This is a genomic window from Cupriavidus neocaledonicus (genome assembly GCF_000372525.1).
Taxonomy (GTDB): Bacteria; Pseudomonadota; Gammaproteobacteria; order Burkholderiales; family Burkholderiaceae; genus Cupriavidus; species Cupriavidus neocaledonicus.
Genome location: NZ_AQUR01000105.1, coordinates 90,446 through 103,134, shown reverse-complemented (window position 1 = coordinate 103,134; position 12,689 = coordinate 90,446). Strand labels below are relative to the sequence as shown.

Below are 12,689 nucleotides of genomic sequence, written 5' to 3'. Positions count from 1 at the left end.
GCGAGTGACGGACAGGCGATAATTGCCGGTCCCTGACCTCGCAAGGCCGACCCGCATGTCCAAGCCCACCTTCACGCTGCGTCCCGCCACCGCCGCCGACAGCGAAACCCTGTTCAACCTGATCCTGGCGCTGGCCGAATACGAAAAGCTGACGCACCTGGTCGAAGCCACGCCGCGGAAGATCGAGGCGGCGCTGTTCGGCGCCACGCCGCATGCCGAGGCCGTGCTGGTGGAAGTCGACACCGATGTCGACGGCAATGCAGGCCGAAAGGCGGTCGGCTTTGCCCTCTTCTTCCACAACTTCTCGACCTTCCTGGCCAAGCCGGGCCTCTACCTGGAAGACCTTTACGTCGATCCAGCCTGGCGCGGGCACGGCCTGGGCAAGGCCCTGCTCAAGCACCTGGCCGCGCTCGCGGTCGAGCGCGGCTGCGGCCGCTTCGAATGGTCGGTGCTGGACTGGAACCAGGCGTCGATCGACTTCTACCGGGCCATGGGCGCAGACGTGCTGCCCGACTGGCGCATCTGCCGCGTGACCGGCGCCGCACTGGACCAGCTCGGCGCTGAATAAGACGGCAACCGGCCCACCTTCGGTGTTATACACTTGATGCCGAACCGCCATACAATGGCAGCACCAACTGTCTTTTTTCGGACCGCGCCAACCGCCATGCCACGCACCAAAGCCGAACCGACCGCCAGGCCCGCCGACGGACTCCCCGAGACCGACGCGGACGGCGCGCGCGGCGCGTCGGTCGAGGAAATCGCCGACCGCATCCTGACCGCGATCTGGGAGCACCGCCTGCCGCCGGGCACCAAGCTGGTCGAGGAAAAGCTGGGCGGCGTGTTCGGCGTCAGCCGCACCAAGGTGCGGCTGGCCTTCGCCAAGCTGGCGCACGAGGGCGTGCTGACCGTGCATCCCAACCGGGGCACCTTCGTCTCCAGCCCGAGCGTGGCCGAAGCGCGCCAGGTGCTGCATTCCCGCCACCTGCTGGAGCCCGCGCTGGTGCGGGACCTGGCCGGCGCGATCAGCGCCGGGGGCGTGCGCGCGCTGCGCGAAACCACGCGCCAGGAAGCCCAGGCGCGCGACAGCAACGACCGCCGCGCCATCATCCGGCTGTCGGGCGAGTTCCACTGCAGGCTCGCGGAAATGACGGGCAACCAGTACCTGGGCAAGTACATGCGCGAGCTGTGCTCGCTGACCTGCCTGATCATCGCGCTGTATGACGCGCCCGGCGTGCCGTCGTGCCCGCATCACGAGCACGACGATATCGTCGATGCGCTCGAAGCCGGCGACGGCGAACGCGCCGCGCGGCTGATGGCCGAGCACCTCGGCCACGTCGAAAGCACGCTGCGGCTGGAGCTGCCGGCCGAGGGAAAGGTCGACCTGGAAGCGGTGTTCGCCGCGGTCTGAGCCGCGGCGTCACCGTAAAAGCAAGCCGCGGTGCGGCTTAGCGGTGCTCGATGCGCGCCGCCAGCGCGGCGCTCAAACCCAGCGTGGGCTTGGCATCCGGGCGGCGGAACGTACCCGCGGTAGCCTTGCGCGGCTGCAGCGCGACCAGCGCCTCGGCCTGCTTGACGGCGGCGGCCATCTGGTCGACCACCGGCACCGGAATGCGGTCGCGCACGCGCGCGGCCAGGCCGGCCAGCGGCGCGCCGGCCAGGATCACCACATCGGCCTCGTCCTCCACCACCGCGCGGTTGGCCAGTTCCACCAGCACGGCTTCCTTCTCTTCCTGCACGTCCGAGACCGAGGCAAAGCTGCCGTCGAGCATGCGGATGCCGGCCAGCCGGCCGCGCAGGCCATGCATGTCGACGCACTCCTCGTACCACGGGCCGAGCGCGCGGGCAAAGGTGACGATGGCAAAGCGCCGACCCAGCATGCACGCCGACAGCATCGCCGCCTCGGCCATGCCCACCACGGGCAGGTCGAACAGCTCGCGTGCCCCCATCAGGCCGGGATCGCCGAAGGCGGCGATGACCGCCGCGTCGAACTGGTTGTGATGCTCGGCCAGCATTTCCAGCGCGATGGCGCCGCCGATCTGCGCCTCGGCGCGGGTGGCGATATACGGCACGCCACGGCTTGCGGTCAGCGGCACCAGCTCGGTGCCGGGCGCGGCGGCTTCGGTAGCCGCGGCCATCAGGCGCGCGGTGATGCCTTCGCTGGTGTTGGGATTCAGAACAAGGATTCGCATGTCAGGGGATCAGGCAGGGTTGACTAAGGACGCCAGCACGCTTTCGGCCAGCTTCGCAGCGGCCAGCACGCTGCGGTCGGCACCGCGCGGGCCGGCGATCTGCAGGCCCACCGGCAGGCCGTCGCGGCCGCTGCCGCAAGGCACCGAGATCGCCGGCGCCAGCGCATGGTTGAAGAAGGGGGTGAACACGGCATGGGCGCGCGGCTCGACCGCGACGCCGCCGATGCGCTCCGGCCCGAGGCGATCGTTGCGCCAGGCCACGCACGGCGTGGTCGGGCACAGCAGCAGGTCATAACGGGTAAAGAAGCCGGCCACGGCCAGCGCGATCTGGCGGCTGGCCTCGCGCGCGCGCGCGACCTCGGCGCCGGTCCACGCCAGGCCGCGCTCGATCTGGCGCGCGACGTCGGCATCGAACAGCTCCGGGTCGCGACGCCAGGCGTCGCCATAGAGGTTGGCCAGGCCGACATGCTGCAGCGGCATCAGCGCGGCCTCGTCGGCGCCTTGCGGCCACGCCGGGTCGGCGCGCTCGATGCTCAGCCCCGCGGCCTGCAAGCGCGCCACGGCCTGCTCGAAGGCCTGGGCGACATCGTCGTCGACCGGCGTGTCCAGCCCCAGGCGCGGGCTGACCGCGATCTTCAGCGTATGCAGCGGCCGCGCCGCGGCCAGCGCAAAGCCCAGCGTGTCGGGGTCGCGCGGATCGGCGCCGGCCAGCGCCTCGAACATCAGCTCGGCATCGGCGACGGTGCGCGTGATCGGCGCAATCACCTGAATGCCGTTGAAGGCATGGGCGAAGCCGACCGAGTCGGGGATCGCGCCGTAGGAGGGCTTGAAGCCGACCACGCCGGCATGCGCGGGCGGGCGCCGGCTGGAGCCGCCGCCATCGGTGCCCAGCGCCAGCGGCGCCATGCCGGCCGCCACCGCCACCGCGCAGCCGCCCGACGAGCCGCCCGCGGTCAGCGTGGCATCGCGCGGATGGCGCGTCAGGCCATAGACCTTGTTGGTGGTCAGCCCCTTGCAGGCGAACTCCGAGGTGTTGCCCATGCCGAGCACGATCGCGCCGGCGCGGCGCAGCCGTTCGACCGCGATCGCGTCGGCGGGTGCGATGAAGTCGCGGTACAGCTGCGAGCCCTGCGTCACGCGCCGGCCCTGGCTCCAGATCACGTCCTTGACGATCACCGGCACCCCTGCCAGCAACGGGCGCTCGCCCTGCGCCAGGCGCGCGCGCAACTGCGCCAGGTCGGCATCGACCAGTTCCTGGCGTTGTTCGAAGACAGCGTTGAGCTGGTCGTTGCGCGCCGCGATGCGGGCCTGGAAGGCCGCCGCCACCTCGGCGGGATCGAGGCGCCCGGCGGCGACGCGGGCCGCGATGGTGGCGGCGTCCAGGCGGTTGGTCAGTTCCATGTCTACAGTGTCGGTCAAACTATTGGTCGTGCAAGGCGGCGCTCACAGGCTGCCGCCCGATGTGCGGTAGCGCGGCCGCGCCATTTCCGGCAGGCCGCATGGCAGGAACTCGCCGTGGCCGGCCTCGGCCATGACCTCGCCCTCGTGCGCCACCACTTTGCCGCGCACCAGCGTGGTCACCGGCCAGCCGGTCACGCGCAGGCCCTCGTAGGGGGTGTAGTCGACGGCATGGTGCAATTCGGTATTGCGGATCGTCACTTCGCGCTGCGGATCCCAGATCGCCAGGTCGGCATCGGCGCCGATGGCGATGGTGCCCTTGCGCGGATGCAGGCCGTAGAGCTTGGCCGGGTTGGTCGAGGTCAGCGCGACGAACTGGTTGACCGAGATGCGGCCGCCCACCACGCCTGCCGAGAACAGCAGCGGCAGCCGCGTCTCCAGTCCGGGGATGCCGTTGGGGATGTACTGGAACGGGACTTCCTGGCCGCCGGGCTTCTTGCCCTGCGCGTCTTCGTAGCGGAACGGTGCATGGTCGGACGAGAAGATGGTGAAGAGGCCGTCGGCCAGGCCGTCCCAGATCACCTGCTGGTTGCTGCGGTCGCGCGGCGGCGGGCTGCACACGCACTTGGCGCCGTGGTAGCCGGGCTGGTCGAGGTCTTCGGCGGTCAGGAACAGGTACTGCGGGCAGGTCTCGGCGAAGATCTTCATGCCGCGGTTGCGCGCCCAGCGGATCTGCTCGACCGCCTCCTTGCCCGAGACATGGACGATCAGGATCGGCACGTCGACCAACTCGGAGAAGGTGATGGCGCGGTGCGTGGCCTCGCGCTCGATCGCCATCGGCCGCGCCAGCGCATGGAACTTCGGCGCGGTATTGCCGGCCGCCTCGAGCTTGTCGGTCAGCCAGGCGATGCAGTCCGAGTTCTCGGCATGCACCATCACCAGCGCGCCTTCCTGGCGCGCCACCGACAGCACCTCGAGGATCTCGCGGTCGTTCAGCTTGAGGTCGTCGTAGGTCATGTAGATCTTGAACGACGAATAGCCTTCACGGATCAGGCCCGGCAACTCGTCGTTCAGCACGGCCCCGGTCGGGTCGGCCACGATCAGGTGGAAGGCGTAGTCGACCACCGACTTGCCGCCGGCGCGGCGATGGTAGTCGGCCACCGCGGCGCGCAGCGAATGGCCTTTCTCCTGCGCCGCGAACGGGATCACGGTGGTGGTGCCGCCGCACGCCGCCGAGACCGAGCCGGTACGGAAGTCGTCGGCCATGCACAAGCCGTCCGGCATCGGCTGGTCCAGGTGGCAGTGCGCATCGACACCGCCCGGCAGCACCAGCTTGCCACTGGCGTCGATGACCTGGGCGGCCTCGCCCAGGTCATGGCCCAGCTGCACGATGCGGCCGCCGGCGATGCCGATATCGCATTGCATGGTGTCGCTGGCGGTCACCACGGTGCCGTTGCGGATGATGAGGTCGAACTGTTTCACGGTACGGTTTTGTTGTGAGGACAAGGAGAGAGGCCGCGCTTCAGCGGTCGGCGTCGGACAGGTGCATGCGCGCGGTTTCACGCGCCGCGAACGCCGCCACCGCGATCAGCGCGCACACCGCCGCCAGGTAGAGCGCCACCGGCATGGTGTTGCCGAAGCGGTCGAGCAGGCCCACGGCAATCAGCGGGGCGAGCGCGCCGCCGAACACGCCGGCAAACTGGAAGCCCAGCGAGGCGCCGGTTACGCGCACCCGGGTGGCAAACAGCTCGGGCAGGAACGACGCCAGCGGCGAGAACATGAACGACACCAGCACCATGCCGACGAACGAGGCCAGCATGATCAGCGCCGGGCTGCCGGTCTTGACCAGGGCGAAGAACACGAACGCCCACACCGCGCCGCCGATGCCGCCGATCATCAGCACCGGGCGGCGGCCGATGCGGTCCGCCAGCAGGCCGGCGATCGGGATGAACAGGATCTGCGCCACCGCGCCCAGCAGCACGGCATTGAGCGCAATGCTCTTGGGCAGGCCCAGCTTGGTCGGCACGAAATACAGCAGGAACAGCGTGAACACGTAGAAGGCGATGTCGCCGCCCAGCCGTGCGCCGAACGCGATCAGCAGCTGCTTCTTGTAGTGGCGCAGCACTTCCATGATGGGGGCGCGCGCTTCGGCATGCGACTCCTCCAGCTTCTCGAACATGCCGGATTCGCGCACGTTGGAACGGATATACAGCCCGACCCCGACCAGCAGCGCCGACAGCAGGAACGGCACGCGCCAGCCCCAGCTGAGGAAGGCTTCTTCCGATACCTGCCAGGTCACCAGCGCAAAGATGCCGTTGGCCAGCAGCAGCCCGATCGGCGCGGCCAGCTGCACCAGGCTGCCGAGGATGCCGCGCCGTTTCCCTTCGGGATCGAGCTCGTTGACCATGATTGCCGCCCCGCCCCACTCGCCGCCCAGCGCCAGGCCCTGCACCACGCGCAGCAGCACCAGCAGCAGCGGCGCCAGCGCGCCGGCCGCGGCATAGGTCGGCAACAGGCCGATGCCAAAGGTGGCCAGGCCCATCATCAGCAGCGTGATGATCAGGATCGACTTGCGGCCCATCTTGTCGCCGAAGTGGCCGAAGATCGCCGCCCCCAGCGGCCGCGCCACGAACGCCACGCCGTAGCTGGCAAAGGACAGCAGCGTCGCGGTCAGCGGATCGCTCTGCGGGAAGAACAGCTTGGGGAAGACCAGCGCGGCGGCCGATCCGTAGATGAAATGGTCGTAGAACTCGAGCGTGGTGCCGGCCAGGCTGGCCCCGGCAACGCGCGCGACGGATTGCTTCTGGGCCGACGCGCCGCTCTTGCCGGCTGTGTCGAGGCTGACTGCTTGCATGGTGGTCCTCCAATGGTCCTGGCCTGTCCGGTACGCCCCGTTCGATGGCTGCGTGCCGGCTTGTCTCCGACGAGGCATGCATGTGCCTCGCCTTTGCTCAGTACATTAGGCCATAAACCGCCATACAATCAAGTGAAATATTGTTTGTCAGAAGTGGTGCATATGCATGCTGGATTTTGGTGCAATGCACGCATGCGGCACGGTCCGCAAAATGGCTGGCTTCGCTGCCGCCCCCTCGGGTTAACACCTAGCCACCGGCGCAAGGACGAAAAAAAACGGCGCATGCCCGAAGGCATGCGCCGTTTTCCATTGGTGCCGAGCTGGCGTCAGATCACGATGGTCTGGGCCTCGCCCTCGGCCCGCGCGCGGATCTCACCGATCTGCCACACGGCTTCGCCGGCGGCCTGCAGGTGGCGGATGGCGCGTTCGGCGTCTTCCTTGGCAACGATCACGACCATGCCGATGCCGCAGTTGAAGACACGGTGCATTTCGTCGTCGGCCACGCGGCCCTGCGCCTGCAGCCACTGGAACAGCGGCGGCAGCGTCCAGGCGTCGCGATGCAGCACCGCGGTGACATCCTGCGCCAGCACGCGCGGCACGTTCTCGGTCAGGCCGCCGCCGGTGATGTGGGCCATGCCCTTGACCGGCAGGGTCTCGATCAGCGACAGCAGCGGCTTCACGTAGATCCGCGTCGGCGCCATGATCGCATCCTGCAGGCGCTGGCCGTGGAAGTCGGCGTTCAGGTCCGGCTTGGCCACCTCGATGATCTTGCGCACCAGCGAGTAGCCGTTGGAATGCGCGCCCGACGAAGCCAGGCCCAGCACCACGTCGCCCGCGGCGATGGTGCTGCCATCGATGATCTTCTTCTTCTCGACCGCGCCGACGGCAAAGCCGGCCAGGTCGTATTCGCCGTCCGGGTACATGCTCGGCATTTCGGCGGTTTCGCCGCCGATCAGCGCGCAGCCGGCCAGCTCGCAGCCGCGGGCAATGCCCTGGATCACGGTCGCGGCGGTGTCGACGTCGAGCTTGCCGCAGGCGAAGTAGTCGAGGAAGAACAGCGGCTCGGCGCCCTGCACCAGGATGTCGTTGACGCTCATGGCGACCAGGTCCTGGCCGACGGTGTCATGGCGGTTCAGCTGGAACGCCAGCTTGAGCTTGGTGCCGACGCCATCGGTGCCCGACACCAGCACCGGCTCCTGGAATTTCTTCGACAGCTCGAACAGCGCACCGAACCCGCCGATGCCCGCCATCACGCCCTCGCGCATGGTGCGCTTGGCAAACGGCTTGATGCGGTCGACCAGCGCGTCGCCGGCATCGATGTCAACACCGGCGTCGCGGTAGGAAAGGCCTGCCTGGCCGGCGGTCGGGGATGCGCTCATGGGAACCTGCTTGTCCTGGAGGAAATAAAGTGAGGAATTCGGCCCTCGGGCCACCGTCGCTTCCGTCGCATGGCATCGGAAGGCGGGCGCGAGTCCAGTAGAATCGCAATTTTAACGGATAGAGGCCCCCCGCTCCAGTTTCCGGCGAGACCGCGCCGCAAACCGCGCTGCCGCCCACCTGCAACCCTTGATGAATGCCCCGCTGTTGAACCAAGAGGCCAAGCGCATCCTGCTGTGGATCGTCCTGGCCGTGGCGCTGTTCGCCGCCGTCATCGCGCTGGCGCCGGTGCTGACTCCGTTCCTGTTCGCATTCATCTTCGCCTATATCCTGAACCCCGGCGTCGACTGGCTGCAGCGCCGCCGCGTGCCGCGGGCGATCGGCGTGACGCTGATGATCCTGCTGCTGACGGTGGTCTGCGTGATGCTGGTGCTGCTGCTGATCGCGGTGCTCCAGCGCGAGATCCCGCAGGTGCGCGAGCAATTGCCAATCCTGCTGAAGAAGCTCAATTCGGTGGTGTCGCCGCGGCTGGCCGAGTTCGGCGTGCGCGTGCGCTTCGACTTTCCCGGCCTGCGCAACATGATGTCGGACCGCTTCGCCGCCAGCCCGGAAGACCTGCTGGTGGTGCTGCTGAACTACGTCAAGATGTCGGGTTCGGCGCTGATCACGGTGGCGGGCATCGTCTTCATCGTGCCCATCGTCATGTTCTACCTGATGATGGACTGGCACATGGTGATGCGCCGCATCGAGGGCGTGGTGCCGCGCCGCTGGGTGCCCAAGGTGCGCGAACTGACCAACGAAACCGACGCGCTGCTGTCGCAATACCTGCGCGGCCAGATCCTGGTGATGGTGATCCTGGCGGCGATCTACTCGATCGGGCTGACCATTGCCGGCTTCGATATCGGCGTGCCGGTCGGGGTCTTCACCGGGCTGGCGGTGTTTATCCCGTATATTGGCTTCGGCGTCGGCCTGGTGATGGCGATCCTGGCCGCGCTGCTGCAGTTCGGCAACTGGTACGGCCTGGCCGCGGTGGCGGTGGTCTACGGCTTCGGCCAGTTCATCGAGAGCTTCTACCTGACCCCAAGGCTGGTGGGCGAGCGCATCGGCCTGCACCCGCTGGTGGTGATCTTCGCGCTGCTCGCCTTCGGCCAGCTGTTCGGCTTCTTCGGCGTGCTGCTGGCGCTGCCGACCTGCGCCGTGCTGCTGGTGGGGGCGCGCCAGCTGCGGCGGGTTTACCTGGCCAGCGATCTCTATCGAAAATAACGGCTGCTGCCCTGTCCGCTACCCGCTGTCCGCTATCCGCTCCACGAATCTAGCCGAAGTTAGCCATACGTCATGTCCCCGCGTCCCAAGCAACTGTCGCTCGAGCTGGGCAGCCCGCCGCCTTCGACCTTCGAGAATTTCGTGGTGGCGTCCAACCGCGAGGCGGTGCAGCGGCTGCGCGAGCTGTCGCCGGCGCTGGCGCAGGAGCATGCCAGCGACCGCCTGATCTACCTGTGGGGCGAGGTCGGCTGCGGCCGCACCCATCTGCTGCATGCGGTGTGCGAGGCCGGGCCGCAACACGGCATCCGCTGCCGCTACCTGAGCCCGCACCACCCGCTCTCCGATTTCCTGTTCGACCCCTGGTGCCAGCTTTACACCGTCGACGACGTCGAGCTGCTCGACGAAGCGCGCCAGATCGCGGTGTTCTCGCTCTACAACGAGGTGCGCGCGCACGGGCGCACCGCGCTGGTGGTGGCGGGCGGCCTGGCGCCGCGCGCGATGCCGGTTCGCGAAGACCTGCGCACCCGGCTGGGCTGGGGCCTGGTGTACCAGGTCGCGCCCTTGTCCGACGACGACAAGAAGGCTGCCGTGCTTCATGCCGCACGCGAGCGCGGGCTGCAGCTGTCACCCGAGATCACGCACTGGCTGGTGACGCGGCATTACCGCGACATGCCCAGCCTGATGGCGCTGCTGGACGCGCTCGACACCTATTCGCTCGAGCGCAAGCGGCCGGTCACGCTGCCGCTGCTGCGCGAGATGTTCGCCGAATTCCGGGATTAGGCGACCGCCCCGGCCCCGCACGCTCCCTCCCCCCATCCTGCCTTCAGGTAAAATCGCCGCCCATGAATCTGGCACTCTTTGACCTCGACCACACCCTGATCCCGACCGACAGCGACCATGAATGGGGCCGCTTCCTGGTCCGCCTGGGCGTCGTCGACGAGGTAATCTACCGGCAGAAGAACGACGAGTTCTACGGCCACTACAAGGCCGGCACGCTCGATATCCAGGCCTTCCTGCGCTTTGCGCTGGCGCCGCTGGCGGCCAACCCGCGCGACCGGCTCGATGCCATGCGGGTGCGCTTCATGCACGAGGTGATCGACCCGGTGATCACGCCGCAGGCGCGCGCGCTGGTCTACAAGCACCTCGAAGCCGGCGACCTGTGCGCCGTGGTCACCGCCACCAACAGCTTCGTCACCGCGCCGATCGCCGCGGCCTTCGGCATCAAGCACCTGATCGCGACCGAGCCGGCCACCGTCGACGGCAAGCCCGAGAGCCAGTTCACCGGCGAGGTCGAGGGCGTGCCCAGCTTCCGCGAAGGCAAGATCACCCGCGTCGAGGCCTGGCTCAAGGCCCAGGGCGCGGGCTGGGACAACTTCGAGACCACCACCTTCTACAGCGACTCGGCCAACGACCTGCCCCTGCTGGAAAAGGTCTCCGAGCCGATCGCCACCAACCCGGACGATCGCCTGCGCCACCACGCCGCCGCGGCCGGCTGGCGCATCATGGATCTGTTCTGACGTGATCAAGAAGCTCATTACCCGGCTGCTGGGCAAACCCGGCCCCAAGCAGCGCCGCACCGGCCGCGCCCATACGCCGCGCATCGTCAACGTCGACGAGCACCAGATCGACCCCACGCTGCTGTCACGCAATGCCGTCAAGGTCACCTCGACGCTGCAGCAGGCCGGCTACCAGGCCTATATCGTCGGCGGCGCGGTGCGCGACCTGCTGCTCGGCATCAAGCCCAAGGACTTCGACGTCGCCACCAATGCCACGCCCGAGCAGGTGCAGTCGCTGTTCCGCCGCTCGCGCATCATCGGCCGGCGCTTCCAGATCGTGCACGTGACCTTCTACGGCGGGCGCGAGCAGGAAATCATCGAGGTCTCGACCTTCCGCGCGCTGGTCGACGCCATCGCCAGCGAGACCCTGCCCGAAGGCCGGCGCCTGAAGCGCGCCGAGCTCGACAGCAAGACCCATGCGATCGACGCCTCGGGCCGGGTGCTGCGCGACAACGTGTGGGGCTCGCAGGCCGAAGACGCGGAACGCCGCGACTTCACCATCAACGCGATGTACTACGACCCCGCCGCGCAGACCGTGCATGACTACCATCACGGCATGGAAGACATCCGCGCGCGCCTGCTGCGCATGATCGGCGACCCGGCCACGCGCTATCGCGAAGACCCGGTGCGGATGCTGCGCGTGGTGCGCTTCGCAGCCAAGACCGGCTTCGACATCGACGAGGCCACGCGCCTGCCGATCGCCGGCCTGGCCGAGCTGATCCACAACGTGCCGAGCGCGCGCCTGTTCGACGAGATGCTCAAGCTGCTGATGTCCGGCCACGCCTGGGCCTCGCTCCAGGAGCTGCGCAAGGCGGGCCTGCACAAGGGCCTGCTGCCGCTGCTGGACGTGGCGCTGGAGCAGCCCATGGGCCAGCGCTTCGTGCAGCTGGCGCTGGACAACACCGACCGCCGCGTACAGGCCGGCAAGCCGGTGTCGCCGGGCTTCCTGTTCGCCGCGCTGCTGTGGCACCACGTGCTGCAGCGCTGGAACAAGCTGCGCGACGAGGGCGAGCACGCCATCGCCGCGCTCAACGCGGCCATGGACACGGTGCTGGAAAAGCAGACCGGCCAGCTCGCGATCCAGCGCCGCTTCGTCACCGACATGCGCGATATCTGGGGCATGCAGCCGCGCTTCGAGAAGCGCGTGGGCCGCATGCCGTTCCGCCTGCTGGAGTCGCCGCGCTTTCGCGCCGGCTACGATTTCCTGGTGCTGCGCTGCCAGTCCGGCGAGCTGCCGGAAGAGCTGGCCGGCTGGTGGAACGATTTCCAGAACGCCGAGCCGCATGAGCGCGAAGACCTGATCGACGCCGTGCGCAGCGCGCGCGGCCAGGGTGGCGGCCAGGGCGGGGCCCAGGGCGCGGAAGGCGAAGGCCCGGCGCGCAAGAAGCGCCGCCGGCGCGGTCCGCGGAAATCGGATAAAGTTTCTTCCCGGAGCGACTCGGACGCGGGCGAGGCAGCACATGCCGGCCCCGGCCAGCCGGAGGAAACGTAAATGACTCTCGCCTTCATCGGCATCGGCGCAAATCTTGGCGATGCGCGCCAGGCCATCAAGGACGCCATCGTGTGCCTGGCCCAGCAGGTCGGCATCACGGTGCTGGCGCGTTCCTCGCTCTATCGCACCGCGCCGGTCGATGCCGGCGGCGACGACTACTACAACGCGGTGGTCAAGGTGCAGACTTCGTTCACGGCGTCGCAGCTGCTGCGCATCTGCCACCACATCGAAGACCAGTTCGGCCGCGAGCGCCCGTTCCGCAACGCGCCGCGCACGCTCGACCTGGACCTGCTGCTGTTCGGCGACGAACAGCACGACCACGAGCACCTGACCGTGCCGCACCCGCGCCTGACCGAGCGCGCCTTCACGCTGGTGCCGCTCTTGGAGCTGGACGCCGCGCTGGCGATCCCGGGGCGCGGCCGCGCCGCCGACTACCTGCCCGGCGTGGGCGCGCAGCGCATCGAGAAGGTCTCCACCTGCAAGTGCCTGCGCATGCAGGCCGCCGCCGGCGAGACTGGCAATGGCGGCACGCCCGGCTGATCCCGCCCGGCAGCGCCCGC

The 12,689-nt window shown here is 68.6% G+C and carries 12 protein-coding genes; 7 read left to right on the top strand and 5 right to left on the bottom strand.

Going from position 1 to position 12,689, the window contains the following annotated elements; genetic code table 11:
- Positions 1 to 55 precede the first annotated feature (55 nt).
- Together A3AG_RS0124605 and A3AG_RS0124600 are read left to right on the top strand one after the other, a co-directional pair.
- Positions 56 to 568 (top strand): GNAT family N-acetyltransferase, encoded by a 513-nt coding sequence (locus A3AG_RS0124605; RefSeq protein ID WP_018007963.1) that lies wholly within the window; start codon positions 56 to 58, stop codon positions 566 to 568.
- Between the two features lie 96 nt (positions 569 to 664).
- Complete coding sequence (locus A3AG_RS0124600) at positions 665 to 1,408, top strand: GntR family transcriptional regulator (RefSeq protein ID WP_018007962.1); 744 nt, start codon at positions 665 to 667, stop codon at positions 1,406 to 1,408.
- Positions 1,409 to 1,445: 37 nt separating this feature from the next.
- On the opposite strand, the gene A3AG_RS0124595 is transcribed toward A3AG_RS0124600, so the two are convergent.
- The 5 genes from A3AG_RS0124595 to purM all read right to left on the bottom strand — a co-directional run bounded on the left by A3AG_RS0124595 (position 1,446) and on the right by purM (position 7,820).
- Positions 1,446 to 2,189, bottom strand: a complete 744-nt coding sequence (locus A3AG_RS0124595; RefSeq protein ID WP_018007961.1) for an aspartate/glutamate racemase family protein — start codon at positions 2,187 to 2,189, stop codon at positions 1,446 to 1,448.
- A gap of 9 nt (positions 2,190 to 2,198) precedes the next feature.
- Positions 2,199 to 3,590 (bottom strand): amidase, encoded by a 1,392-nt coding sequence (locus A3AG_RS0124590; protein ID WP_018007960.1) that lies wholly within the window; start codon positions 3,588 to 3,590, stop codon positions 2,199 to 2,201.
- Between the two features lie 42 nt (positions 3,591 to 3,632).
- On the bottom strand, positions 3,633 to 5,069 hold the full coding sequence (gene hydA, locus A3AG_RS0124585) for a dihydropyrimidinase (protein WP_018007959.1): 1,437 nt from the start codon (positions 5,067 to 5,069) through the stop codon (positions 3,633 to 3,635).
- A gap of 40 nt (positions 5,070 to 5,109) precedes the next feature.
- The gene (locus A3AG_RS0124580) at positions 5,110 to 6,441 is read right to left on the bottom strand and encodes an MFS transporter (RefSeq protein WP_018007958.1); all 1,332 of its coding nucleotides are present in this window, start codon (positions 6,439 to 6,441) and stop codon (positions 5,110 to 5,112) included.
- A gap of 326 nt (positions 6,442 to 6,767) precedes the next feature.
- Complete coding sequence (purM, locus tag A3AG_RS0124575; protein WP_018007957.1) at positions 6,768 to 7,820, bottom strand: phosphoribosylformylglycinamidine cyclo-ligase; 1,053 nt, start codon at positions 7,818 to 7,820, stop codon at positions 6,768 to 6,770.
- Positions 7,821 to 8,010: 190 nt separating this feature from the next.
- Between purM and A3AG_RS0124570 the strand changes: the two genes are divergently transcribed.
- The 5 genes from A3AG_RS0124570 to folK all read left to right on the top strand — a co-directional run bounded on the left by A3AG_RS0124570 (position 8,011) and on the right by folK (position 12,669).
- On the top strand, positions 8,011 to 9,081 hold the full coding sequence (locus A3AG_RS0124570) for an AI-2E family transporter (RefSeq protein WP_026164448.1): 1,071 nt from the start codon (positions 8,011 to 8,013) through the stop codon (positions 9,079 to 9,081).
- Between the two features lie 72 nt (positions 9,082 to 9,153).
- Positions 9,154 to 9,861 carry a DnaA regulatory inactivator Hda gene (hda, locus tag A3AG_RS0124565; RefSeq protein ID WP_018007956.1) on the top strand — a complete coding sequence of 236 codons (708 nt, stop codon included), beginning with the start codon at positions 9,154 to 9,156 and terminating at the stop codon, positions 9,859 to 9,861.
- A gap of 62 nt (positions 9,862 to 9,923) precedes the next feature.
- Complete coding sequence (locus tag A3AG_RS0124560) at positions 9,924 to 10,598, top strand: histidinol-phosphatase (protein ID WP_018007955.1); 675 nt, start codon at positions 9,924 to 9,926, stop codon at positions 10,596 to 10,598.
- A gap of 1 nt (position 10,599) precedes the next feature.
- The gene (pcnB, locus tag A3AG_RS0124555; RefSeq protein WP_018007954.1) at positions 10,600 to 12,129 is read left to right on the top strand and encodes a polynucleotide adenylyltransferase PcnB; all 1,530 of its coding nucleotides are present in this window, start codon (positions 10,600 to 10,602) and stop codon (positions 12,127 to 12,129) included.
- Positions 12,130 to 12,669: a 2-amino-4-hydroxy-6-hydroxymethyldihydropteridine diphosphokinase gene (gene folK / locus A3AG_RS0124550; protein WP_018007953.1), complete on the top strand. Its 540-nt coding sequence runs from the start codon at positions 12,130 to 12,132 to the stop codon at positions 12,667 to 12,669.
- The last annotated feature ends 20 nt before the right edge of the window (positions 12,670 to 12,689 follow it).

What these genes read in the sequence shown, in the direction of transcription:
- A3AG_RS0124605 (WP_018007963.1), top strand. Translation starts at nt 56, where the DNA reads ATGTCCAAGCCCACCTTCACGCTGCGTCCCGCCACCGCCGCCGACAGC.
- A3AG_RS0124600 (WP_018007962.1), top strand. Translation starts at nt 665, where the DNA reads ATGCCACGCACCAAAGCCGAACCGACCGCCAGGCCCGCCGACGGACTC.
- A3AG_RS0124595 (WP_018007961.1), bottom strand. Translation starts at nt 2,189, where the DNA reads ATGCGAATCCTTGTTCTGAATCCCAACACCAGCGAAGGCATCACCGCG.
- A3AG_RS0124590 (WP_018007960.1), bottom strand. Translation starts at nt 3,590, where the DNA reads ATGGAACTGACCAACCGCCTGGACGCCGCCACCATCGCGGCCCGCGTC.
- A3AG_RS0124580 (WP_018007958.1), bottom strand. Translation starts at nt 6,441, where the DNA reads ATGCAAGCAGTCAGCCTCGACACAGCCGGCAAGAGCGGCGCGTCGGCC.
- purM (WP_018007957.1), bottom strand. Translation starts at nt 7,820, where the DNA reads ATGAGCGCATCCCCGACCGCCGGCCAGGCAGGCCTTTCCTACCGCGAC.
- A3AG_RS0124570 (WP_026164448.1), top strand. Translation starts at nt 8,011, where the DNA reads ATGAATGCCCCGCTGTTGAACCAAGAGGCCAAGCGCATCCTGCTGTGG.
- hda (WP_018007956.1), top strand. Translation starts at nt 9,154, where the DNA reads ATGTCCCCGCGTCCCAAGCAACTGTCGCTCGAGCTGGGCAGCCCGCCG.
- A3AG_RS0124560 (WP_018007955.1), top strand. Translation starts at nt 9,924, where the DNA reads ATGAATCTGGCACTCTTTGACCTCGACCACACCCTGATCCCGACCGAC.
- folK (WP_018007953.1), top strand. Translation starts at nt 12,130, where the DNA reads ATGACTCTCGCCTTCATCGGCATCGGCGCAAATCTTGGCGATGCGCGC.